This window comes from Paenibacillus sp. BIHB 4019, from assembly GCF_002741035.1.
Taxonomy (GTDB): Bacteria; Bacillota; Bacilli; order Paenibacillales; family Paenibacillaceae; genus Pristimantibacillus.
This window is the reverse complement of sequence record NZ_CP016808.1, coordinates 378,384-402,075: the sequence shown is the minus strand read 5'-3', so window position 1 is coordinate 402,075 and position 23,692 is coordinate 378,384. Positions and strand designations below refer to the sequence as shown.

General features: G+C 45.1%; 24 protein-coding genes and 11 tRNA genes. 28 read left to right on the top strand and 7 right to left on the bottom strand.

Annotated elements, in window-relative coordinates; translation table 11 throughout:
* Positions 1–78: 78 nt before the first annotated feature.
* On the top strand, positions 79–543 hold the full coding sequence (locus tag BBD42_RS01880) for an RrF2 family transcriptional regulator (protein ID WP_099516752.1): 465 nt from the start codon (positions 79–81) through the stop codon (positions 541–543).
* Between the two features lie 145 nt (positions 544–688).
* Positions 689–1,330: a nitroreductase family protein gene (locus BBD42_RS01875; RefSeq protein ID WP_099516751.1), complete on the top strand. Its 642-nt coding sequence runs from the start codon at positions 689–691 to the stop codon at positions 1,328–1,330.
* An 80-nt stretch (positions 1,331–1,410) separates the two neighbouring features.
* Here BBD42_RS01875 and cmpA read toward each other — a convergent pair whose 3' ends face one another.
* Complete coding sequence (gene cmpA, locus BBD42_RS01870) at positions 1,411–1,563, bottom strand: cortex morphogenetic protein CmpA (RefSeq protein ID WP_099516750.1); 153 nt, start codon at positions 1,561–1,563, stop codon at positions 1,411–1,413.
* Positions 1,564–1,641: 78 nt separating this feature from the next.
* Positions 1,642–1,992, bottom strand: a complete 351-nt coding sequence (locus BBD42_RS01865) for a hypothetical protein (RefSeq protein WP_056034079.1) — start codon at positions 1,990–1,992, stop codon at positions 1,642–1,644.
* A gap of 226 nt (positions 1,993–2,218) precedes the next feature.
* Between BBD42_RS01865 and BBD42_RS01860 the strand changes: the two genes are divergently transcribed.
* The 10 genes from BBD42_RS01860 to BBD42_RS01810 all read left to right on the top strand — a co-directional run bounded on the left by BBD42_RS01860 (position 2,219) and on the right by BBD42_RS01810 (position 6,787).
* The gene (locus tag BBD42_RS01860) at positions 2,219–2,701 is read left to right on the top strand and encodes a SprT family protein (RefSeq protein ID WP_481855909.1); all 483 of its coding nucleotides are present in this window, start codon (positions 2,219–2,221) and stop codon (positions 2,699–2,701) included.
* A 54-nt stretch (positions 2,702–2,755) separates the two neighbouring features.
* A tRNA-Asn gene (locus BBD42_RS01855) sits at positions 2,756–2,831 on the top strand.
* 5 nt (positions 2,832–2,836) lie between these two features.
* Positions 2,837–2,925: transfer RNA gene (locus BBD42_RS01850), tRNA-Ser, on the top strand.
* An 86-nt stretch (positions 2,926–3,011) separates the two neighbouring features.
* Positions 3,012–3,086 (top strand) — tRNA-Glu (locus BBD42_RS01845).
* Positions 3,087–3,104: 18 nt separating this feature from the next.
* Positions 3,105–3,180, top strand: a tRNA-Lys gene (locus BBD42_RS01840).
* Positions 3,181–3,208: 28 nt separating this feature from the next.
* Positions 3,209–3,293, top strand: a tRNA-Leu gene (locus BBD42_RS01835).
* A 121-nt stretch (positions 3,294–3,414) separates the two neighbouring features.
* Positions 3,415–3,873: a phage integrase N-terminal SAM-like domain-containing protein gene (locus BBD42_RS32075; RefSeq protein WP_237163331.1), complete on the top strand. Its 459-nt coding sequence runs from the start codon at positions 3,415–3,417 to the stop codon at positions 3,871–3,873.
* A gap of 5 nt (positions 3,874–3,878) precedes the next feature.
* A complete protein-coding gene (locus BBD42_RS32070) occupies positions 3,879–4,331 on the top strand; it encodes a tyrosine-type recombinase/integrase (RefSeq protein ID WP_237163330.1) in 453 nt (150 codons plus the stop codon).
* A 1,040-nt stretch (positions 4,332–5,371) separates the two neighbouring features.
* On the top strand, positions 5,372–6,058 hold the full coding sequence (locus BBD42_RS01815; RefSeq protein ID WP_099516747.1) for a hypothetical protein: 687 nt from the start codon (positions 5,372–5,374) through the stop codon (positions 6,056–6,058).
* A gap of 306 nt (positions 6,059–6,364) precedes the next feature.
* A complete protein-coding gene (locus BBD42_RS01810; RefSeq protein ID WP_172455359.1) occupies positions 6,365–6,787 on the top strand; it encodes an exosporium protein C in 423 nt (140 codons plus the stop codon).
* 110 nt (positions 6,788–6,897) lie between these two features.
* Here BBD42_RS01810 and BBD42_RS01805 read toward each other — a convergent pair whose 3' ends face one another.
* From BBD42_RS01805 to BBD42_RS32065, 3 genes are all read right to left on the bottom strand, one after another.
* Positions 6,898–7,101 carry a hypothetical protein gene (locus BBD42_RS01805; protein WP_099516745.1) on the bottom strand — a complete coding sequence of 68 codons (204 nt, stop codon included), beginning with the start codon at positions 7,099–7,101 and terminating at the stop codon, positions 6,898–6,900.
* A gap of 26 nt (positions 7,102–7,127) precedes the next feature.
* The gene (locus BBD42_RS31665; RefSeq protein ID WP_172455358.1) at positions 7,128–7,304 is read right to left on the bottom strand and encodes a hypothetical protein; all 177 of its coding nucleotides are present in this window, start codon (positions 7,302–7,304) and stop codon (positions 7,128–7,130) included.
* 172 nt (positions 7,305–7,476) lie between these two features.
* Positions 7,477–7,755, bottom strand: a complete 279-nt coding sequence (locus tag BBD42_RS32065) for a hypothetical protein (protein WP_237163329.1) — start codon at positions 7,753–7,755, stop codon at positions 7,477–7,479.
* 803 nt (positions 7,756–8,558) lie between these two features.
* On the opposite strand from BBD42_RS32065, the gene BBD42_RS01795 reads away from it, so the two are divergent.
* Entirely contained in the window at positions 8,559–10,286 is a 1,728-nt protein-coding gene (locus tag BBD42_RS01795) for a DUF4127 family protein (protein ID WP_099516744.1), read from the top strand.
* A gap of 110 nt (positions 10,287–10,396) precedes the next feature.
* On the opposite strand, the gene BBD42_RS01790 is transcribed toward BBD42_RS01795, so the two are convergent.
* Together BBD42_RS01790 and BBD42_RS01785 are read right to left on the bottom strand one after the other, a co-directional pair.
* A complete protein-coding gene (locus BBD42_RS01790; protein WP_099516743.1) occupies positions 10,397–10,852 on the bottom strand; it encodes a hypothetical protein in 456 nt (151 codons plus the stop codon).
* A gap of 199 nt (positions 10,853–11,051) precedes the next feature.
* The gene (locus BBD42_RS01785; protein WP_099516742.1) at positions 11,052–11,750 is read right to left on the bottom strand and encodes an S-layer homology domain-containing protein; all 699 of its coding nucleotides are present in this window, start codon (positions 11,748–11,750) and stop codon (positions 11,052–11,054) included.
* A gap of 181 nt (positions 11,751–11,931) precedes the next feature.
* Here BBD42_RS01785 and BBD42_RS01780 point away from each other — a divergent pair, with 181 nt between their 5' ends.
* The 15 genes from BBD42_RS01780 (at position 11,932) to BBD42_RS01710 (ending at position 23,567) form a co-directional block, all read left to right on the top strand.
* Entirely contained in the window at positions 11,932–13,485 is a 1,554-nt protein-coding gene (locus BBD42_RS01780) for a response regulator transcription factor (RefSeq protein WP_099516741.1), read from the top strand.
* A gap of 18 nt (positions 13,486–13,503) precedes the next feature.
* On the top strand, positions 13,504–15,249 hold the full coding sequence (locus tag BBD42_RS01775; RefSeq protein WP_099516740.1) for a cache domain-containing sensor histidine kinase: 1,746 nt from the start codon (positions 13,504–13,506) through the stop codon (positions 15,247–15,249).
* Between the two features lie 189 nt (positions 15,250–15,438).
* Complete coding sequence (locus BBD42_RS01770) at positions 15,439–16,758, top strand: ABC transporter substrate-binding protein (protein WP_099516739.1); 1,320 nt, start codon at positions 15,439–15,441, stop codon at positions 16,756–16,758.
* 97 nt (positions 16,759–16,855) lie between these two features.
* Positions 16,856–17,767, top strand: a complete 912-nt coding sequence (locus BBD42_RS01765; RefSeq protein ID WP_099516738.1) for a carbohydrate ABC transporter permease — start codon at positions 16,856–16,858, stop codon at positions 17,765–17,767.
* A gap of 1 nt (position 17,768) precedes the next feature.
* Positions 17,769–18,581 (top strand): carbohydrate ABC transporter permease, encoded by an 813-nt coding sequence (locus BBD42_RS01760; RefSeq protein WP_099516737.1) that lies wholly within the window; start codon positions 17,769–17,771, stop codon positions 18,579–18,581.
* A gap of 70 nt (positions 18,582–18,651) precedes the next feature.
* The gene (locus tag BBD42_RS01755; RefSeq protein WP_099516736.1) at positions 18,652–20,739 is read left to right on the top strand and encodes a beta-galactosidase; all 2,088 of its coding nucleotides are present in this window, start codon (positions 18,652–18,654) and stop codon (positions 20,737–20,739) included.
* 664 nt (positions 20,740–21,403) lie between these two features.
* Positions 21,404–21,637 carry a hypothetical protein gene (locus BBD42_RS01745; protein ID WP_150131494.1) on the top strand — a complete coding sequence of 78 codons (234 nt, stop codon included), beginning with the start codon at positions 21,404–21,406 and terminating at the stop codon, positions 21,635–21,637.
* A 225-nt stretch (positions 21,638–21,862) separates the two neighbouring features.
* Positions 21,863–21,939, top strand: a tRNA-Glu gene (locus BBD42_RS01740).
* A gap of 2 nt (positions 21,940–21,941) precedes the next feature.
* Positions 21,942–22,017, top strand: a tRNA-His gene (locus BBD42_RS01735).
* 4 nt (positions 22,018–22,021) lie between these two features.
* A tRNA-Gln gene (locus BBD42_RS01730) sits at positions 22,022–22,095 on the top strand.
* 8 nt (positions 22,096–22,103) lie between these two features.
* Positions 22,104–22,176, top strand: a tRNA-Trp gene (locus BBD42_RS31495).
* Between the two features lie 22 nt (positions 22,177–22,198).
* Positions 22,199–22,275 (top strand) — tRNA-Glu (locus BBD42_RS01725).
* 7 nt (positions 22,276–22,282) lie between these two features.
* Positions 22,283–22,367: transfer RNA gene (locus tag BBD42_RS01720), tRNA-Leu, on the top strand.
* Between the two features lie 48 nt (positions 22,368–22,415).
* Complete coding sequence (locus BBD42_RS01715; RefSeq protein ID WP_099516733.1) at positions 22,416–23,009, top strand: ribonuclease H-like YkuK family protein; 594 nt, start codon at positions 22,416–22,418, stop codon at positions 23,007–23,009.
* Between the two features lie 135 nt (positions 23,010–23,144).
* Positions 23,145–23,567, top strand: coding sequence for a pyridoxamine 5'-phosphate oxidase family protein (locus BBD42_RS01710; protein WP_099516732.1), 423 nt, complete (start codon positions 23,145–23,147; stop codon positions 23,565–23,567).
* The last annotated feature ends 125 nt before the right edge of the window (positions 23,568–23,692 follow it).

The following is a 23,692-nucleotide window of genomic DNA, read 5'->3' as shown; positions in this document are numbered from 1 at the left end:
CGATTGCCGGCAAGTCCGTCATACTTAACAAGGAATATAAGGAATGACCCTGTTAAGTGACAGAGAGGATGACTATCTATGCAAGCCGAGAAATGCAGCACTTTTCCCCATCATAAATGGTTTGGCATAGCGCTTCAGGCGCTCGTCGTACTTGCTCATAAGGATCAGCCATGCACAAGCGCAGAAATTTCAAAACGGCTCCAGGTCGAGCCAACGCTGCTGCGCCGCGTGATGTCGGAGCTTGCCCGCGAGGGGCTTTTGGACACGAAGGAAGGCAAGGACGGAGGCTACAAGCTAAGCCGTGCTGCAGGCGCAATTACGCTCGCAGATGTGTATTTGGCGCTTCAACTAGGCGAGCCTTTATGCAAAGGGCTGGAGCAGACGACTGGAGAGCATGAATTTGGGCAGGAGATGCGCCAGGCGTTTGGTGAAATTTCGGAGGGAGTCAAAAATAGCGCGCTCGAAATGCTTGGTAAAGGGACCATTGAACAGCTGACGAGACGGGTTTGCGACCTTAAAAAGGCAACAGATAACCAACTATAAAATAGTTAGAAATATACGATTGACAAGTGGATAGATGGAGGACTATACTATTGCTTGTGTAGCAGATGTTTTTTTGAAATTAACTGTGTTATATTAAGCACAGTAAGAATTGCACTTATATAAACGATATTTGGAGGGAATTATCATGACTGTACAAACACAGCTGGATCAATCTTTTTATCAAGTATTAAGCGATCGCCGCTCGGTGCGCCACTATGACAACACTGCAAAAATGACGGAAGCGGAAATTACGGAAATTTTGGAAATTGCCGCAAAAGCACCGTCATCGTCGAACATGCAGCCTTGGCGTTTTCTAGTTGTAACGGACGAGGAGCTCAAGCAGCAATTGCTTCCTATCTCGAACAACCAGCAGCAGGTTGTGGACGCAGCAGCTGTTATCGTCGTGTTGGGCGACCTGGAAATGTATAAGAATGCTGAAAAGATTTACGGTTCAATGGCGGAAGCTGGCCTTATGACCAAAGAGATGAGCGAATCGTTCGCTGCCAACTCGCAAAAGCTGTACACATCCATTCCAAAGGAACGTCTGCATGAAGTGACTGTATTTGATGCAGGCCTCGTATCGATGCAAATTATGCAAGTAGCAAAAGCCAAAGGCTATGACACTGTGCCTATGGGCGGCTACGATCGCGATAAAGTAAGAGCGCTGCTGAACATTCCAGAGCGTTATGCTTTGAACATTTTGCTGCCAATCGGCAAAGCTTCCAAAACCGGACATCCGAGTACGCGTCTGCCGATCAACGACATTGCATTTTTCAACAAAATGTAATTCATAATCATAAACGAAGAAGCCTCTGGCAGCCACTGCAAATAGTGGGAGCCGGAGGCTTCATTGCTGTACTAAGACGCTCAATGGCGAATCGTCAATTCGTTGTTATTGTCGGTATCCTTGGTGCTTTGCTTGCTGCGATAAAAATACCAGCATTCATTAAGCAGCTTAATTTGCCTGCGATCTTTCTTATGAAACGCACGCATCATTTGATTGCACAGCCACTGCGGCATTGTGGATCGCCCTCCTCCCGGTCATCCCTGATGTATTACTACCATATGGGGAAGGGCGAATGTCCGTGCAGGTCCTATTTAGCCGATTTCATCTTCGTACCATTGCTCAAGCTGAGCTTGCAGCGCACGAATTTCCGTGAGCAGCGCAATAAGCGGGTAAGCAGACTCTTTAACAGCGGCAAATTCGCGTTCCAGCTCGTTAATGTAGTCTAAGCCCGAAGCAATGCGAATCGAGCTGTCATGGAGCTCTACGCGGTCACATTCAGCAATCGCATATGGAAGCGCGGGCACCTGCTCTGCAGTAAGCTTGTCCAGCTCCTTGTGCAGGCGCAAGTTAAGGGCGCTTAATTGATAGGCATGCGTATCAGGCATTTCTACAAAGAACACCTGATCATTGTTTTTCATTAGTACAAAACGCATCGTTGGCATAAGATGATTGGATTCTCCCCTCAAAACATTCGCTGCATCATGCAGCCGTTTATTGCTGCTGTGCCATAAAAGTGCATCACTACTTGACAGTGTAGCGTATGGGCTGCAAAAATGCCAGAAAAACGAATCGGAATTTGCTGCACTTTTTTGGCCCTCTTTACGGTTGTTATTTTATTTGGCAAACTAGAGTGCAAGAGAACAAATGAACAAGGGAGAATCAAGATTTATGGTGCAGACGATGAAAGACGAGGAGCTCCAGCAATGGGTGGAGCGGGTGTCCTTGGAAAGCTTTGGACGGCCATTCAAACATCTGGCAACTTTTAACGGTCGTTTGAAAGCAACGGGCGGACGATATTTTATGAAGTCGCATAATATTGAAATTAGCCCTTATCAACTATCGACGTTCGGAGCGGACGAAACAGAAAAAATAATTAAGCATGAGCTATGCCATTATCATCTGCATATTTTGAAAAGAGGCTATCGTCACCGGGATGAGGATTTTAAGCGGCTGCTTGCTCAGGTGGGCGGTTCGAGGTACTGCCAATCGCTGCCGGAGCGCCGTGTAGAGCCATTTCGGTACAAGCTTGTATGCAAGGAATGCGGGATGGAATACATGCGAAAAAGGCGGATAAATCCCGCTAAATATGCGTGCGGAAAATGTCGCGGAAAATTATTTTTAAAAACGCTTGACTTAAAATCAGATACATGATAAATTATTACTTGTCGCCGCGGTTCACAGGCAACACTGAGAAAAACAAAGTATTCCCTGATAGCTCAGTTGGTAGAGCACTCGACTGTTAATCGAGTTGTCACAGGTTCGAGTCCTGTTCGGGGAGCCACATATGGGGAGGTACCCAAGAGGCCGAAGGGGGCGCTTTGCTAAAGCGTTAGGGTGTAACAGCCGCAAGGGTTCGAATCCCTTCCTCTCCGCCATATTTTTCTCAAAGTGATTGTAACGGAAGGCCGTTCAACATGCCGGTCTTTTTTTTACGCCTAATATCACTGTGTGCGACAATTAAGGCCCGTTGGTCAAGTGGTTAAGACACCTCCCTTTCACGGAGGTAACAGGGGTTCGAGTCCCCTACGGGTCACCATTTATTTTTTGTTAATGCGAGTCATTAGCTCAGCTGGTAGAGCACCTGACTTTTAATCAGGGTGTCGTAGGTTCGAATCCTACATGACTCACCATTTTTTCTTGTAAGACTTCCCTAAATGTGCGGTAGTGGTGGAACGGCAGACACGCTATCTTGAGGGGGTAGTGTCCAATGGACGTGCAGGTTCAAATCCTGTCTACCGCACCATAACTTAAAACTTCCGGTTTTATCAAGGTGAATTTAGATAGTGTGATTACCTTCACACGTTTCTTATAAATGAAGCCACTTTCTAATCAGACCACAAATCTGATTAGGGAGTGGTTTTTTCGTGCTATTACGTTTTGCTATTTCGGACTTCAAAGATGATCGAGAGTACCGAAACTTATCCCCGAAAACGATTGGCTCATATTTGCTGACTCTGAATGAGTTTCAAGCATATTGCGCGTCTGTCCATGAAATTGTTAACGTTCATGATGTTAGGCAGAGCACAATAAAATCGTACCTCTTGCATTGCCAAAAAGAACGAAACAATAACCCCACGACTCGTAATTCGAAATTACATACCCTTAAGATCATGTTTAACCACCTTCAGGAAACAGAGGTCATTGAAGCAAAAGCAAATCCGATTAAAGGTTTAATGTTCGTCAAAGAAGAGATTCAAATCCAAACTTTTAGCGATAATCACATTAAGCAAATGTTGAACTACTACAGACGCATCAAAGAGCGCTCTCGCTCGTTTAATGCCTACCGAAACCACACCATTATTATTTTCCTCTTTGTAGGCTAGGGGAGATGCTAAACGTAAAATGGAACGATGTAGACCTGGTCAACGGAGCTGTAGTTTTATTCGGCAAGAAGAGGGAACAATCATCCGTTCCTATTACAGATAAACTGATAAAGGAACTTGCCGAATACAAAATTTTTTGCAAGCAGCATTTTGGAGTATTATCTGAATATGTGTTCACGAGTGAGGACAAGAATGGCCAACTTTCTTCTGATGCTGGCAAGTCTATATTCAAAAGACTTAAAGAGGATCTGAATTTTAAAGATGTCCGATTATCGGCTCATACCTTTCGCCACACTTTCGCCAAGCGATATTTATTATCTGGGGATCATGTTTTGAGCTTACAAAAGGTGCTCCGTCATCGGCAGCTCGCCATGACTCAGAGGTACGTTAACTTATTTGCTACTGAGCTGAAGGAATTAAATAATAAGCACAATCCGCTAAATGGTATTGATTTATGAGCATCATGAACAAAGAATCACTCGATGCCACCTTATCATTTAATCGTCTTATTTGGATAATGTCTGATGAACACTGTGACAAGCTATTTGCCATCTGTAAACGGCATATAGCGCTTGTTAAGGAATATAGCGATAGAGGAAGGGTTAGAACGCAGAAGGGCTATATTGCTTGAAATTGGGGGCTTGAGAGCTGAAAGAGAAATTATAATTCAAACACAGCAAATTAAGATTGATTTGGATGTGCAGAATTGGTCTTCATATTTCGATGGGGATCTGGATAACATTTGGGGCGCGAGTGTGTCTTATATTGAATCTCTAAAATCTGCTTAAATCAAAAATATAGATTAAATTCATAGAGAAGTAAAGTGTACTTGTGGAGACTCGTAAGCAATCAAAAAGGATACCCATTAACTGCGATGTTAGTGGGTAGCTAATATTAAATCAAATGGAGGAAATATTAGATTTGAACAATACTATAGTAATTACACAGGAACGATTGGCAGGTTGGCTTATGTTTAACAAGTTTCATAAGATATCAGAAAAACCAGATTTTAAAGATGTCACTCGCAACATTTACATATTCAAAGATACTCCTTTACTACGAGAAGTCATGGGAAAATACTCTGAATTCAAATCCATAATTAAGTAGGATTAAAAGAGTTCATAATATATGGGGATCACGATTTATGAGGATCGATACGGTGAAACATACACTGAAAAATTGATAATTTAGAAAATCAAATTGTACATAATGAAACAGATAATGACACATTTAAAGTGATTAATATTGAGGCAGGATTAGGTAAGTCAGTTGAGACTAATAGGATCATACATGATTACTTGGTTAGGTTTCAATTTGGTCATGAACATTTTGGAAAAGTAAATAGGCAGTTTCTTATTGTTAAGCCTTTTAGCAGAGATGTTGTTGAAACTGAAAAAGTTAAAGCTGGTGACGATGGAATACTTAATAATCACTGGAGTCAAAGTATAGTCGGAATTACAAAAGACAACTGGCAAGAATTAAGGTTCGACGAGGGAAAATGATTAATGCGGATGTAATAATAATTACGCATGCTAGATACAAAATCCTATGTTCTGACATAGCAAATAGAAGCTTGCTAACTGAAGGCAGACATACACTCATCATTGATGAACGTATTGATTTCCCTAAGTATTCATTTAGTAAAAAGACCTATAAAGACATGATGAATATTTTTCCTGTGTCATTGCATGGTGATCTAGTCAATGTGTGCAGACCGCTATTTAACGAGATGGACAATATACTGTCATTGACCGATGAAAACGGCAAGAAGCTATATAACAAGAAGATTATGAAGGCTGCTCCAAAGTTTAGGAAGAAACAAGAGTATTTATTAGATAAATTCTTTTCTGTTGTAGGTAACAACCTTCATCAAATTAGTGTCGAGCATGGAGAAAAAGGCTATAACGAAGCTAAAAGCTTTATGGATACGTTAGAAGTTCTCTATGCAGATAAATGTTTCTTTAATAACGGTACACTAAAATTCGTTTTAAACAAGCAGAGTAAGATTATTGATCATAGTAATTCAGTTATAGCTCATCTTCAATTTAATTCATCAGCTAAAAAAATCGAGGATAATGAGGAGCAATACTTCAAAGAAATCATAGAGTTAATAAAGAAGAACTATAGAAACAAGCAAAGATCCAGCCTTATTTCCTGCGACTATTTCATTTGCTTTCATCATTAAGAAAGAGATTCCTAAATCAACATATTTTTATCGAATGGGATATTTGAATTTGTAGCTAATTCCTGTATTTCTTTTAAAGTTAGATCAAACGCGTCACTTCCGTATAGATTGATTAATGGGTTGATTTCAGACATTTTCAACACTCTCCTATTATGTTTTTCAGATTATAATACGAATTTGATCTGCTGTGATTTATCGGATTTTTCCATAGTAATTACCAAACTTCTCGCACATAGATAAACAGTACAATCACTGTCCTTAATCTCAGCATATTCTGAACGATATCGAACAAAGGAGATGGTTAGTTTGGCGCGTATTCTCGATAAACAAGCAGTTCAACCCCGAAGTAGATTTAATCAATCAAAGTCTTTTATTATCCCTCGATCACCCAAAAGAGTTACTCTCGCAAAAATTCGTTTAAAAATCCCCGTAAATTCTCAACCTAATCGAGTAGAACTAGTAGCCACTGTCGGTGTTCAAGGAATCACTGGCATCGCTCAAATTCTTTTTAGAATTTTCCGTGATGGAAAGGAAATTTTCAATACAAAAGTAGGTATTGAATCCGCAGCTTCAGAACAAAACTATGCTGTTACATTCCAATCAATTGATAAAAATTTATCAGCAGGAAATCACGTTTATACAGTTACTGCGGAAAACCAAACTGCAAATACGAGAGCTGATGTTGTTGGACCTATTTCTTTTAGTGGGCTTGCGATTCAAACTAGGTAAAATATTAGGTTCAACATTAGCACCAGCAATGGTGCTTTTTTTCTTAGGTATTGATTAAAAAATGCATCTTAATAGTTAGTGAGCCTCTCATTTCTCACGAAAGACGAGTTTTATTTGTTTAACATTTCAATTTGATGAATTGTATTTGCTAATTCAGCAGCTAATTTTTCCATCTCTTTATTAGTTTCATAAACCCACCGAACCCTGTGGTTGTTCTCATCCTTTATATCATCAAACAGTGCTTCTAATTTCTTTTCAAATTTCTCCTTCTTTTTAACCAATAAGCCAAGCGTATATAACCTATATGCATCCAAACAAATCCCCCTCACTACTTGTTTTTTTAATCTTTCAATAAATAGCTCATAATCTGCGCTTCTATATTATCTGGATCGTTTTCCAATTCTTTTCTCCGACAGTTTTCATGTAGATAAGTATCAAATTCAGTATCAAAAACCATATCATCTGTCTTTGTAGAACAAAACCAACAACCACCTTGATTGGGACTCACTTTATTCATTCGATCTCCTCTCCTCCTGTTAAAACACAAATTTTATCTACTCAAACTCCCATTCTTTAATATTGGAAATTCCATTCCACTTTTTATTATGAGTCTCTTTCATATATAGACTAATCCAAAGAGATTCTAAAGAATCATTCCAAGGATTGTAACTAACCTCACTATCTAGGTATTATATAAAATTATGTATTTTTGTTTCTTTTGTAAGGTCATCCCAAAATAATTCTTGTAGTTGATCCTGCCTCGGAAGCCATATCATATCTTTTATGTTACTGGTCTGATAATCTTTGTCGCCATCTGATTCTCCAGTTCGGTTCATAACAAAACAAGATGTGCTGTTTATCCTATTTCCATAACCTCTAACACAATTGCCTCCACCAAAATACCAACGTGTTCCTCCAATTGATTCATGGTAATCAAATCTTCCAGAAACAACGTATACGTTTGCCATACCTACGCAACCCTTACACATTCGTTTATCAAGACAGTTTTCACAATAGCTTGATGTTGTGGTAAAAAAGTCTCCTTTCACTGGATTCCATGCTGTTTGAAGTTCTACTGCTCTTTGACACATCATTATATATTCGACTGAAGTATCCATTCCTTCAAGTAGCAGTGTAATTAGGAAAATGGAAAAGAAGAAAATTCCTATACAAAATATGAGTTATTCAACAGCTCTCGATTTTTCTATATTATGAAATAGTACATAGCAAACAGGGTTTTTTATACTCACACTATTATTATTAAATTTTCTAAAATCGTGATTCACGATATTACATTAGTCGCTCTAAAATGAAAAAGATGTGTAACTTTGAAACATGCTTTTTCGGGGCATTTTCGACCAAAAAAGTCACAAAATAAAATGAAAAATTGGTATTTTAATCATATTTTTATTACTTAACTCTTGAATCATTTTGAATTGTAGCTACTTTATGCAGGGGTCTCATTCACATTAACATCAGATGGCTGTTCAATTGCAAGCAAGATCGCTTTAGCAAAAGGAAATAACGGCGATGAGCCTTCCGCAATTCCAAAAGCAATTAAGGCTGCAAAAGGCGCACGCTCTTCTACTTAAGGGAACAGCCGCACTTTCAGATGCGGTTTTTTAAGCGTCCTCTCGGGGCGATTGAAAACGGTACTGAAGAATTAAAATATTTTTATGGTTGTTATTCTATCGAAAAGGTTACCTACATAAGTGAAGGTACAAGATATTTCAATAAGAAGTGCCTACCCTTATTTGTTGGAGTGATTGAAATGAAAAAGGTATTATACATTCCGCTCGACGACCGTCCAGCGAATTTGGACGATATTATTTTGCAAGGCAAAGCCGCTGGTATTCAAGTGATTGTGCCGCCAGTAGGAGATATTCGCAACCGCCTCGATTCCCACATGACGACAGACGGAACGCTTGTGACCGGTACCTCTGGCCCGACGTTCGGCAAGCCGGAGCATATTCGCCGTTTTATTTTTCATCATGCTTCCAAGGTGGACGGTTTTATTATCTCTCTGGATATGCTTGTATACGGCGGGCTTATTGGGAGCAGGCGCTTGCGCGCTACTGCTGAAGGCACGTATCCTGCATATGACTCGCAGACGGCTGAGCTGCTTGATGTCATTCGCGAGGTCAAGCAGGCTTATCCGTATAAGCCTGTTTATGTGCTCGATACGATTATGCGGCTTGCATCTACCGTCTTCGTAGACGGTCTGGCGATGCCAGCCTATACCGAGACGCGTACGCTCATGCAGAAGCCGCGTAAGCCGGAGACGGAGCTGCTGGCTATTTTGAATGGCTATGATATTCAGCCGGATGGCACGAACTTCCCTGATACCGTTTATGTGGATAAGGAGCAATATTATAATGCGAAGCGCCATAAATTGACGACGACGTATTACATGCTGGATCAGCTCGCACGGGAGGGCTACATCGATTTTGTTGCTATTGGCGTTGACGATGCTTATATTGATGGAATTCAGGCGAATGAGATCGCCTTTGTGGAAGAGCGGATTAATGAGTGGCTGGGCGGCACAGATGGACAAAATCCGGAAAGGGCTATTATTTTGCCGGATGCTGATGGATTAGGACATTCCTTGCTGGCTCGCATGGCAAAAAAACTATATTGTGTGAACGGCAAGCCGCGCTTTGCAATCCGTTATTTTGGCCCGGATGGCCGGACGATTGTGAATCCCTATGAATATATGGATGTACACCAAAACCTGCTGCGCCATATCGATATTGTGGGCGGGGAAGCGGTGGACAGCGGCGAAGGCAGCGAGAGCGATATGGAAATCATTGCGATTACGGCGGTTGACCAAGCGGGTAATGCGGTGAGCCGTGAGGCTGAAAATGCGGCGAATATGCGGCCGACGATTGTGATTGATTTTACAGGCGGCGGCGCGGCTAATGCGGTCGTTACGACGGCGCTGCTAGGCAGCAAATACACGGGCAGCCTGCTTGGCTATAGCGGCTGGAATACGGCCGGCAATAAAATCGGCATGGCACTTGGCATGGCTCATTCACGTTATGCCTGCCTGACGATGGAGACGCATGCGGCTGTGCTCGATACGGCTATGGATGCACACGGCTCGCTGCTGTTCAAGCGTTTTCTGAAGGACTATTATTATAAGGTTGTTACAATCGCGGAAGTACGCACGGAGTCTCGCGGGCGCTCGCCATATACGAATGTGACAGCGGATCAAAATATGCGGCTGTTCAATTCCGCCAGCGACTTTGAGCTGTTGACTGCGCTTTTGCAGGGCCGAATGCAGACAAATACGACAACTCTTGCCCAGCAAACGGCTTTCGGCATCGGCTCAGCGTCCCCCGCCTGCGCGATCCGTCAAATCCGTGATGGAAGGTGGTCGCTTGCTCCATATACCCGTGTCGTTTTGAAGCAGGATAATCCAAAATTCATTTGGGATCGCGCTTTTGAAATTACGCTGGAGCCCGTTGTGTCCTTGCGAAGAATGCAGGCTTATTGCTAATACAATGTACATGTAAAAGAAGCCTTGATAGTTTCTGCACCTTTTTATAAGGGGCGGAAGCATCAAGGCTTTTTAACTTGCTGGTGTTTGAAAAAGAATCAACTAGCTGATCAATCATCGAAATAGAAATGCTTCGTTATTCCGTCAGCCCACGAATTGTATTGCTCGACCTGCTGATTATATTTAGTTATTAGCTCGTTGTAATTTTTTTGCTCCAGCTTGGTCAACTCCCCGTTTTGGACGCGGCTCTCGTATTGGCTAAGCTGCTGTTGTGACCAATTAATGGACTTTTCAAGCTCAAGCATTTGTTCTTGTATCATGGATTCCTTTGAGAAGCGATCGATGATGGACTGACTGATGCAAAACCATATAATCATGGCACCAATGGCAATAAAAAGCCCTTTTTTGCCGCCGATCCGATAAGCGATTTGCCGTTTGAGTGTAGGTTTATAGCCAACCGCTGCATAACGTCCGTTATAATAATCTTTATAAAATTGCTTTTTTTCCGCTTTGCTCATTTGTTGGACGGCTTCGTCCGTTGGCATTTTATAAGCGGGCTCCTGCATTCCTTATCCCTCCTAAAGCTGTCTAAACCCTATATGTATATCGGAAAAATATTCCACGCTTATAATAGTCGGCTTCTATTTGAAAAAGAAAATGCAAAAGCAGCCCGCTTCTCCTGAAAGAATGGGCTGCTTAAATAATTCGTTTTGCTAGTTAATATTCATGATACAACGGGCTGGTAGGCGGGGAGCTGGCTTGCGTCTACTCGGAAGCTCCCGTTTCCGGCTCGACTGGAGCAGGAGCAGGAGCAGGATGCGCAGCAATATACTCCAGCACATTATAGGTCAAAACCGCTGCTTCGGCGCGGGAAATTTCCTCCTTTGGATTGAGCTTGCCTTCCGCATCAAGATCCGCGATTTTCAACACAAGCGCCCGTTGAACAGCTCCTTGATACTGTACGTCCAGATCGGCTTCATCGGCAAATTCCAAAGGCTTAATGTTGATGAGCGGCAGATTGTTCGTAACTTCGGCAGCCTTCATCAAATATTGGATAAACTCCTCTTTTGTCCATGGCTTGGCGGGGTCGAGATCGGCTGGCAGCTCAAGTCCATTATTCGCGGCAATGATTAAAGCGTCTGCATACCAGGCGTCATTGCTAGCCTTAGCGAAGTAGTCGGTCGCTAACGGCGCTTTGAAAAATCTAATGTTATCGATATTCAAATTCAGTGCATTCACAATCAATTGAATGCCTTGGGCAGCTGTGATGGATGCATCCGGTTTAAACTCGTCGTTACTCACGCCTTTAACGATTCCCCTTTCCTGTAATGAAGCGATTTTATCTTTAACATAAGACTGATTGACGTCGGTGAACGGAGTGGAAGCCGCGAAGCTTTGGCCAGCAAAAGACAGCGCCAGCAGGGCAGTAGCGGATATCATCACAAATTTATGTTTAATTCTCATTGTACATCACCTCAATGTGAAATTTTTCTTGCCGTTTATACCGTATCAGACGAGACAAATAAAAAAAGGTTGCAAAAAAACATTATTGCGGTTTGAATATATCCCGTTAGTATGTTTGAATGTAAGCAAAGTATGAGGAAGGCTCCGCGTATGCGTGAGCTGGAGAAGAAAGGTGAACGTAATGGATATATTACTCGTAGATGATGAGCCGTTGGCTTTAGAAAATGTATATGAAATGGTGCCGTGGGAGCAGCATGGCTTTCGTGTTGCCGCAAGAACGACAAGCAGTTTGAAAGCGCTTGAGCTTTTTTTGAAGCACCGCCCGCAAATTGTCATTACCGATATTTCGATGCCCCATATGGATGGACTGTCGTTGGGACGGAAAATACAGGAGGCTGAGCCGGCGACCCGGTTGCTTTTTCTGACAGCGTATCGTGATTTTGATTATGTGCGGCAGGCTCTGGAAATGAAAGCAGCCAATTATGTGCTGAAGCATGAAATAAGCCAGAACCGTCTGCTCGGCGAGCTGCTGCGCATTAAAGAGGAGCTGCAATCAGAGCGCACGAGGATAAGCCGATCAAAGCGCAGTGTCATTTCGGATGTTGTGCTGGGCAAAGAGCAAGTGAACGATATCGATGCCATTGAGGCTCTGCATCCTTATCTGGAGGAGCTGGGAGGTTCGCTTGCCATGCTGTATATGAAAACTCCCCCTGTTTACACGTTAGGAGGAGAGACGCTGCCTGAACGGCCTCCGCTAGATGATGATCAGCTAAAAGCTATAGAAAATGCGCATGCGGAGCAGTGCATGGAGCTGCAGTGGCTGTCTGCTTTTACAATTGATGAGGAAGGCCTGGTATTTATCCTTAAGCTGCCTAGCCATCAAAGCTATTTATTTTGTTGGAATGAGGTGCAGATTTTTTCGCGTTGGCTGCTAAATCAACTGCAAGCGTTTAAACAGGAGGCTGCAAGACCGAATCTGTATATGGTGCTGCAAACCGAGCGAAATGCACTGCAGAGCAGCTTCCGCATGCTGAGCCAAATGTCTATGAGCGGTGTTTTTCAGATTCCGGGTGCCATCATAGCGACTCAAATACAATCGAATTCTCAGCTTCCGCCAGCTCCGCAGCGCACAGACGAGGGGGCTTTATTTGGGCTGCTGTTGCAATCGGCGTTAAGGAGGGTGCTTCAGGCGCTTGCGGAAGGAGAGGCAGAAGAGGCTGCGCGCCAGCTGGACAAGCTTTGGAACGAGCAAATTGAGAAAAATCAAGATGAGAAGGCGCTTCGCTATGTTTTGCGGGAGCTGGGGCGTGAGCTGAGCGGGCGTTACCAAGTGGAGATGAGCTATGCTTTAGGACGCAGCAGCGGAGAGGTTAAAGCCGAAATGCTAAAGCTCATTCAGGCAGCTGTAGCTGCAAGGCAGGCTTACTCTCGCTGGGTGCTAAAGGCTATGGAGTATGTGCGAAAGCATTACAGTAATTCTGAGCTGTCACTGGAGCTGCTCTCTCAGCATTTGCAAATTAGCAGCGCTCATTTGCGGGCTGTGTTCAAGAAAGAGACGGGACAGACCCTCTCGGATTATATAACCGAATACCGGATGGAGAAAGCGAAGGAACTGCTCCAGCGGGGGCAATATAAAATTTATGAGGTGTCGGAGTTGGTCGGCTACAAATCAAGCCAATATTTTTCCCAAGTGTTCAAGAAGGCAACCTCCAAGCATCCGAAAGATTACATGTAGAGGAAGGATGAGCCGAAGGTGAAGCGCAGAATTAAATATAAAATTTTAGGCAGCGTTATTATTATTGTCACTTTATCTTTGACGGCGTGCGGGCTGCTGGCATTCGGGTATTTTTATTCGCTGCTGGAGCGGCAAACGGTCCACGACGGCGAAATTCATCTACAGCAGACTGAGGTGCAGATGAATCAGCTCATTGACGACATTCGCAAATATTCCGCCAATATGGCGAATGATGAGATGATTCAGCGTTTTATTGCCAAGACGCACTATGATTCGATTTACAGCGAGCTTTCCGCTTATTCGGATGTCGTGCAGCAGCTCCGAAAGTTTAATGTGCTAAGAGATTATTTAGATTCCTCTGCCATTGTCCGCTCGGACGGCAAAGTATTCATGTCCTCTCTTTCCTTCGATTCCTATTACCAGGAAGAGCTGAATAAGCCGTGGTTCCAGGATGCGATCAAGCCGTCCGTTAAAAGCGGCTTCACCGCGCCCCATAATTCCCCGCTATCTGAGGGCAAGCAGGTCATCAGCTTTTTTATCCGGGTCAATGAATCCGCGGGCGGCGGCATCCTGCTGCTTAATATTAAACAAGAGGCTTTTACGAGCATTTTGGATTATTTGGAGCTGAGCTTTGACCGCTATGCCTGGGTGAGCGGCGGAACGAGCTTTTTGCAAAACTATGGCTTCGGCGCTGAGGAGCATGCCATTATTTTTGATCAGGCAAGCCAGGCGCTTCCCGAGAAGGTAGAGCAGAAGGGCTTTTATTTGAGCAAAAGCTTGCAAAATGCGGATTGGTCTATCATTACCTTTATTTCGCGTGACCGCTTTTATGATTCGATTCAGACGGCGAGCGTTTATTTTTTCGTGTTCATTGCGATATGTATCGTGCTTTGCTTCCTCATGTTTACGCCGATTATATCGAGCATGACACGTCCGATCTCGTCGATGTCGCGGGCGATGAAGCAGGTGTCGCTGGGCAATTATAATGTGCAGCTTAATTTCAACAGCGGGGATGAGCTGATGGTTTTGAAAAATGGGTTCGAATCGATGACACACAGCATTAAACGGCAAATGGAGGAGCAGCGGGAGCAGGAAAAATGGAAACGGCGCATGTCCGCCGAGCTGCTTTTTGCCCAAATTAATCCCCATTTTATATACAACACGCTGAATACCGTCGTTTATTTGTCGCGCAAGCGTCGCTTTGAGGCAATCGAAAGCATGGTGGAGTCATTTATCGGCATTATGCAGGATGCCGTCCATGTCGGCGGGCATGACCTGTATACGACACTTGCCAAAGAAAAGGGATTAATCGAGCATTATGCTACGATTCAGCAATATCGTTATGCGGGGCGCTTTGAGCTGGAGTGGGATGTCCCGGAAGAGCTGCTTGAGGTGTGGATTCCACGGAGCCTGCTGCAGCCATTGGTGGAAAATGCAATCTTTCATGGTTTGTCGGAAATGGAAGGCGGCGGCTTAATTCGAATTGGGGCGAGGCGAGAGGCGGACACGCTGCTGCTTGCAGTAACGGACAATGGCATCGGGATGGATGCGGGGGTATTAGAAGGATTGCTACGTGATCAGGATGCGGAGCTTATACAAGCAGCAAGCGGCAGAGGGACAAAAAACATCGGTATTCGCAACATTCAGCAGCGCATCCGTTACTTATGTGGAGAGACCTATGGGCTAGAAATGGGAAGTGCGAATCGTGCGGGAACGGAGTTAGTCCTTCGTTTGCCTTTCACCAGCGAGCATCCAGCGTTGTAGTCCAATAGGTTCGATATAGTCGGTCGACCATCGGATTTTATACAAAACCATCGATTTGTTGCGTTGTGTGGCTATTGTACGCCCTATACACTGAAGAAGTGCTAAGGCATCGGGACGAAATCCAGCGCGAGCCCTAGAACAAGCAATGAGAGCAGCAGATTACGAAATAACAAATGGGGGAGTACAATCATGCAAAGCAAAATGAGAAAAAAACCTTGGGCGATGATGCTGTCGCTCGTTATCGTGCTGGCCTTGCTGGCAGGCTGTGGCTCAAACAGCGGCGGCTCGGATAAGGGAGCGCAGGAAGGCGCAGCAGCGGATTCCGGCACCATTACGATGTGGGGCTGGAACAAAGCGTTTTATGAGCCGACAGTTGAAGCTTTTAGCAAAAAATATCCAAATATTAAAATCAATTTCGTAGAGGTTGCGGCCAAGGACTACTTGAAAAAGATTCAAACGTCCGTTGCGGCTGGCGGCGATCTGCCTGATATTATTTGGGGCGAGGCTGGCTTCCGCGGCGCATTGTTCGCTCTAAATATTCTCGATGATCTGGGCGGAGCACCGTACAATTTCGAAAAGTCATTGCTGCTTGATGCGGTAGTGCCTCAGCTGCAAAATGACAAAGGACAGCTCGTATCGATGGAGTGGTCGGTATCACCGGGGGCGATGGCTTATAAGCGTGATTTGGCGAAGCAATATTTTGGAACAGATGATCCGGATGAGCTGGCAGCCATGTTCCCGAATTGGGAGGCATTCATTGCCAAAGGCAAAGAGCTTAAAGAGAAAAGCGGCGGCAAAACAGCGATGCTTGCTGGCATGATGGATGCTTACACGATTGTGTATCCGCAATATCCCGAGCAATTCATTAAAGGCGATGAAGTGGATACGAATGGCGTAACATCGATTTTCTCCACGCTTGAAAATATTCGCAATGCCGATATTACAGCGAAGCTGGATATGTGGTCGCCGACATGGAACGCGTCGTATGCGCAAGACAATGTTTTGTTCTATCCGGCTGCGAACTGGACGCCGAAATTCGTTATTGAGCCAAATGACAAAAGCAGCGATGGCAGATGGGGGCTGATGGTTCCGCCAGGCGGCGCTTACAGCTATGGCGGAACATCGCTCGGCATTTGGAAAGATTCGAAAAACAAAGAAATTTCATGGAAGTTCTTAGAGTGGTTTGTAGCAAGCAAAGAGGGCGGCGAGTTAAACATGAAAATCGATGAATCATTAGTGCCGCTCAAGTCGTTGTTTGAAGATAAAGCGTTGTTCTCTTCTGGAGCAAACTCCTATTATGGCGGTCAAGACTTGGGGCTGTTCTGGACAGAAAAAGTGCTTCCGGCTATGAAGACGAAGCCTTATACGAGATTCGACCAAGATATTTATAATGCTTCTTCCTTGGCTATGCAGACGTATACGAAGGACCCTTCTTATACCGCAGCGCAGGCGCTTGAGAACTGGAAGCAGGAATTGCAGAAAAATCACCCGGAAATCCAGTTTAAATAGGTTTTTCGTTTAAGCAGCAGTACGGACATGGATAACCGGCGGACAAGCTCGCCGGTTATCGTTCATTTAGGGCAGCAGAGAGAGGAAGTGGGAGAGAATGAAAGCATTAACGAAACATAAATGGCCGTATCTGTTTGTGGCTCCGTATTTTTTAAGCTATGCCGTATTCGGCTTGTTCCCGCTATTGTTCACGCTGTATATCAGCTTTACGAACTGGGATTTGTTCGGCAACCATGATTTTGTTGGATTGGACAACTATAAGCAATTATTTTTGCATGACACTTACTTTTGGAAATCACTCGGTAATGTACTCATTTATTTAGTGGCGTATTTGCCTGCGCTTATTATTGTGGGCATGCTGTGTGCAAGCCTGATTGAAAGCAAATTTATCCGCCGCAAAGGTTTTTTTCGTCTGGGCATTTTCACCCCTTATATGACGACTCCGGTCGCGATTGGCATCATTTTTGCCATGGTATTCGATTGGCAGGGCGGGATGCTGAACAATTTTCTCGTCCAAATTGGCCTCATCAGTGAAAAAATCAACTGGATGGGCGAGCCGGATACAGCGAGATGGATCATTATTTTAATGATGTTTTGGAAAAACTTAGGTTATTTCATTATGTTCTATTGCGCGGGCATGGCGAGTGTGGAGCCTTCGGTTTATGAGGCGGCTGTTGTAGACGGCGCTTCGCCAAAGGATGTATTTTTGCACATTACGATTCCGCTGCTTAAACCAATCAATCTCTTCTTGATTATTACTTCGATCATCGGGGGCTTGCAGCTCGTTGAGGAGCCGATGCTGATGTTCAGCGGTTGGGCTTCGGGCTCGGCGCTCGTCGGCGGTCCAGAGGGCTCAGCGTTTACGCCAATCTGGTACATGTTCGATGCCGCGTTCAACGGCTCGTCCTTTAAATATGGCAAGGGAGCAGCGATCGCGTATTCGACCTTCCTGTTTATCGCCTTGTTCTCACTAGCCGGCATCAAATGGCTGAATCGGAAGGAGAGCTAGCATGAGAATATCCAAATGGTCCGTCATCATCGTATTGTCTCTGACAACGATTCTGTTCCTGCTTCCGTTCTACATCATGGTCGTCATGGGGACGTATTACTCCGAGGATTTGTTTAAGCAGCTTCCCCTGCTGCCCGGCAGCTATTTTACCCAAAATTTAAAAACGGTGCTGTCCGGCGATTTTCTGCTTAATTACTGGAACAGCTTTTATGTTGCCGTACTTTTTACTGCCATTTCGGTAGTCATGTCGTCCATTACGGGTTATGCCTTCGGCAAATTCAAGTTTCCAGGAAAAAGAGTGCTGTACCTCGTCATTCTTTGTACGATGATGGTACCTGGCCAGCTTGGCCTCATAGCGTTTGTTATGGAAATGAAGTTTTTCCATCTGAACAATACGCATATTCCTTTGCTCCTCGCGGCGCTAAACAATGCGTTCGGCGTGTTTTTCATGACGCAGTTCAGTGAATCCAGCGTACCGACCGAGGTCATCGAAAGCGCACGGATTGACGGCTGTGGCGAGCTGACGATATTTTTCCGGATCGTAACGCCATTCCTGATGCCTGCGCTCAGCACACTGGGGCTGCTTGCTTTTCTCGGCTCATGGAACAACTATTTGCTGCCGCTCGTTACGCTAAACGAGCCGTCGTTGTACACGCTGCCGCTGGGTATCGCGAATTTATCGACGATGTTCCGAACCGATTATTCGGCTAGTATATTGGGTCTGACGCTGGGCACGCTGCCGCTCATTATTATTTTTATGTTTGGTTCAAAAACGCTGGTTAAAGGCTTGACCGGCGGTGCGGTAAAAGGGTAGTGCGGAGCGGCAGCCAGCATGATCTGGCTGCCGCCTAATTGTGTCTACAGGATGAGGGGAGAGGAAAGTCATGTTGAAGGATCAGAAAAAATACGAAGGCGGACAGTTTTTGCTTGGTGTTTGCTATTACCCGGAGCATTGGGACCGTGTAATGTGGCAGAAGGATTTTCGCCGGATGGTGGAAATGGGCTTTAATGTCGTGCGTATGGGCGAAACCGCTTGGAATGTGATGGAGCCGGAAGAAGGCCGCTATCAGTTCGAAATGTTCGACGAGGCAATTGAAATGGCTGCTGCTGAAGGGCTTAAAGTCATCCTCGGCACGCCAACCTATGCGCCCCCGGCGTGGCTCACAACAAAATATCCCGAGGTGCTGCGCGTAGATTTTCGCGGTGTGCGGATGGAGCATGGCTCCAGAAGGCACTACAACTACACAGCGCCGATCTATTTGCGTCTCTGCGCTGGCATTGTCACGATGATGGCGGAGCGTTACAAAGGGCATGATGCAGTCATTGGCTGGCAAATTGACAATGAGCTGAACTGCCATTCAGATGTCAGCTTTGCTGAGAGCGATCATAAGGCTTTCCGTCAGTGGTGCAAGGAGAAATACAAGGATAGCTTGGATGTGCTGAATGCGGCTTGGGGAACGGCATTCTGGGCTCAGACCTACAATGCGTGGGAGCAAATTCATTTGCCAAGGCCAACGGTGACCTACCATAGCCCAAGCCAACTGCTCGATTTTTATTTATTTACATCGGACTCAACGATTCGATTTGCAGAGCTGCAATATGAAATTTTGAAGCGCCTGCTGCCTGAGGAGCAATTCATTACCCATAATGGATTGTTCGGCAATATTGATAATTATGAGCTGACGGCTCGCACCGTTGATTTTATGTCCTATGATTCATATCCGGCGTTCCAACTCATGCGCACAGATTTGCAATATCCGCATAAGGATCGGCTTAGCGGCAAGCAGCTTAGCAGGGTGCGGGGGTTGTCTTCCAAGTTTACGGTACTGGAGCAGCAGGCGGGACCGGGCGGGCAGATCGGGAATGTGCTGAACAACGACCGGGGTGATTATTTGCAGGCGACGCCAAAGCCCGGGCAGATGCGGCTGTGGACGTGGCAGTCGATTGCCCATGGCGCAGACGGCGTGCTTTATTTCCGCTGGCGGACATGTCCTTATGGGGCAGAATCGCTCTGGCATGGGCTTAATTTGTATGGCGATCAGCCGCATTGGCGGCTGGAGGAAGCGAAGCGGGTGGCGAAGGAAACACGGATGCTAGAGGACGTTATTATCGGTACTGATGTGGTGGCGAAAGCAGCCATTATGTATGACTATGCGAACGATAGCAATGTGAAAATAGAGCGTTATATTGGCTTTGATTATTGGAATAGCGAAGAGCAGGTTTATTTGGCGCTTTCGGAGCGTCATTTGGCTGCGGACATGTTATCCAAGCAAAATTTGGCGGAGGCCCAAGCTCTGAGCCAATATGAGTTGCTGTTTTATGTTAATGCACAACTGCTGACCACGGAAGATGCCGAGAAGTTGCGTATATATGTGGAGCAAGGCGGAACGCTCGTGCTTGGACCGAGAAGCGGCTATAAGGATAGGCATAATCAGGCTTATATGGAGCCATTTCCAGGTGTGCTCCGCGAGCTTGCTGGCGTGAGCGTAAGCGATTTTACGATGCTGAACCCGGGCGAGACGAATGGATTGTCCTTCACAAATGGCGGAGGTCAGAGTCCAGCCCATGTATTTAACGAAATACTGGAGCCTGCTGCCGATGCGTTTGGCAACGTGGAAATTGCGGCCACATATATGGACGATTATTACGCGGGACAGCCTGCGGTTACAATCAGAAAGCTAGGTAAAGGCAAGGTTGTTTATTTCGGTACATTCTTTACACGCGAGAGCACGAGCAAGCTGCTTGATTCGCTGCAAATCGCCGATCCGCTGGAGCAATGGGCTCATATTCCGGAAGCGATTGAGGTTGTGTCGCGCCAAGGAGCAGCAGGCCTTTACTATATGCTGTTGAACTATTCTTCACAGCCCGTGGCCATGCATTTGAAACGCGAGCTGACGGAGCGGATTTCTGGTCATCCGCTTGTTGGTGATATAGTGATTAGACCGTATGATGTTTGGATTTTGCAAGCCTAGCTGGTCAGCGGCAGATGTGCTGTTGACAAGACAGGATTATTTGCTATAAGATGGGAAACAATTAATGGTCATTCAATAAGCAGTATCTATTATGTTTATGAATGTGCATCATTTGAATCAATTGAAGGAAAGGAAGTGCACGGCGCATGTTAACCATTTTATTATTCAATCATGATAGCAAGCTTGAACAACCGTGGGGCTCTGAACAGAGCAGCCATCTTTTTGTGCAGGCCGAAAATGCGAACAGCCCGTGCAGCAGCCTTTCTCCTATATGCTTTCGACGCCAACCGGAAGGGAACCAGGTATTCGCCTGAGCCGCTGAATGGGTTGGTTATTGAAGGGGAGATGAAGGACTACTGCCGCTGCGCAGTAGTCCTTTTTTTATTTTCTAAAGGAATATTTCGGGTGGAGAAAATCATTCAATAACGAAAAATGATTCGATTTTCCGTATAGTATTCATGAATATAAGGTAATAAAATCAATAAAATTAACAATTTTCATTTTTTGAAACAAAAAGGGTTGACTTATTAAAAGTCGATATGCTAGTATGAGAAGCATCAAGTCGAACATAAATTAAAGCGTTAAAGTGTTAAAGTGTGATGCGAGATCGGCAAGCCGATTCCATTGCGAGACCAATAACGAAGAGGAAAGGAAGGTGCAGGAAATGAAAAACGCAGCAGAACAGCTTATGAATTGGCAAGCGGAGCTTGATTTACATCAATATGAGCAAGTGCAGAGCGGAACAGTTAAGCATCAGGCGGATGAACAGCAGCATCCAGCTTTAGAAGAGATAAATGAAAACTTACATGTTGCCTGCATCGAACCGAATATTCGTCGTTTTTGCGTATCGCAGCCAGACTGCTCCATCTTGAACAAAGGGGGAGAAGCGGCAGCCTGATCTTGAAGCGCGGGGTAGAATACATTCCGCTGAGTCACTATCTGTATACGTGAAGACTACTTGCACCCTAGGTGAGTGGTCCGTTTGTGTTTTCTCGTAACTTAGCTGAAGTAGGCTGAAGTCGGGGTGGCAAGGCGGAGCCTAGAGGGAGAAAGTAGTTTTTTTATTGCAAAAATAAGAACAAACGTTCCTTTTCTTGGTTCGATTCAATAGTAATTTAATTAAGGCGCATTCGGCAAGCGGCTAAGCCACACGACTTTCACTCGTGGATACGGCGGGTTCGAATCCCCCATGCGTCACCATGGAGATTATGGTGAAAAGGCAAACACGTCAGGTTGTGGTCCTGATAAGTACCGGTTCGAGTCCGGTTAATCTCCCCAACAATGCCCCTTCGCCTAACGGTAGGGCAACGGTCTTTGACACCGTGCGTCTTGGTTCGATTCCAAGAGGGGCAGCCAATCGATAGAGGGGGACATGTCCAAGGCAGGCGATTCGGAGTCCAAATCCGAATGAGGCGGGTTCGATACCCGCGCCCCTTGTTTTAAAGCAATTATTAATTAAGGCGCATTCGGCAAGCGGTTAAGCCACACGACTTTCACTCGTGGATACGGCGGGTTCAAATCCCCCATGCGTCACCATCACTTTGTGCTTCTGGCGGAATTGGCAGACGCGGCGGACTTAAAATCCGCTGTTCATTGGACAACTAAGGGTTCGAGTCCCTTGAAGCACACTAATCCAACTAAAGAAGGGAAGAAGCCTAATTGCTTTACAGGTGACGATGATGAAAATAAGAAAACATCTTCAATTGATTCACGACATGGAGTTTCACAATGTATCGGAAAGACGCCTAAATCTGGAGCAGGTGCATGATCGCATTGTCCGTTTTATGTCGCTTGATCCACATGCAAATTACAATTTCATGATCGGTACCGACTGCCAGGTGCATGCAGGACATACGACGATGATTACGGGCGTCGTTATCCAGCGTGAAGGCAAAGGGGCATGGGCCTGCTATCGGCAGGTCGTCATACCGCGGGAACTGAAATCCATTAAGGAGAAGCTGTCGCTGGAGACGTCATATAGCGAGGAGGTCGCGCTGTTTTTCGGTGGCGAACGCAGGGCGCAAATGGAGGATATCGTGCTTCCTTTTATATACAAGGGCGCGTCCTTTGAAGCGTATATTGACGTCGATGCCGGAACCGATCCGGCTGTCAGCAAGACGGCTGCCTATGTGGCGGAAATGGTACTGCGTGTGGAAGCTATGGGGATGAAAGCTCGTCTGAAACCGGAAGCAATTGTCGCTTCTTCCTATGCGAATCGGCATTCCAAGAAGCCTTACCGCTTTGCGGCAAATGATGCCGTAGAAAAATAAATCATTTTCTGAAACATAAAACCGGAGTAACACCAAAACAGAGCTCCGATTAAAAAAACGGCAAAAGGGGTAATCTATGGCAAGCGCGATGCCAGAAAGTCTGGCAAAAGATGAACCTTTAAAGGAGAGATACCGATGCCGAATACAACAAAACAATTGGAGCAGGAAATTATTGATGTGCTGCAAGCGAACCATATTTGCTCGTTTGCTACCGTAAATGGCGATAAGCCGATGGTGCGTTATATGGCACTTTTCCATGATGGGCTTAACTTATATTTGGCGACAAATCGTGATACGAGCAAGGTAGATGAACTGCGGGCTAACCCGAATGTTCATATTCTTGTCGGATACGATGGCAAGCCATCTACCGATATTGTTCAAATTCAGGCTCGTGCCGAGTTATGTGCGGACGACAAGCTGCGCGAGAAGCTATGGAATGAAAACTTTAAGCAGTGGTTTGATGGACCACACGACCCGGAATACATTATTATAGAAGCGTTCCCGGAGTATATTGAATACTCGAGCGACGGTGGCGAGACCAAGGTGTGGCTGCAATAGCATCAAATAACGCCAGCAATTAACTAGACCCGTGCATGGAAAAAACAAACGAAAAGAGCCTGCTGCTTTCACATTTATGTGAAGGCGGCGGGCTCTTTTGCTGCAATAGGCAAACCGTAGCTAGA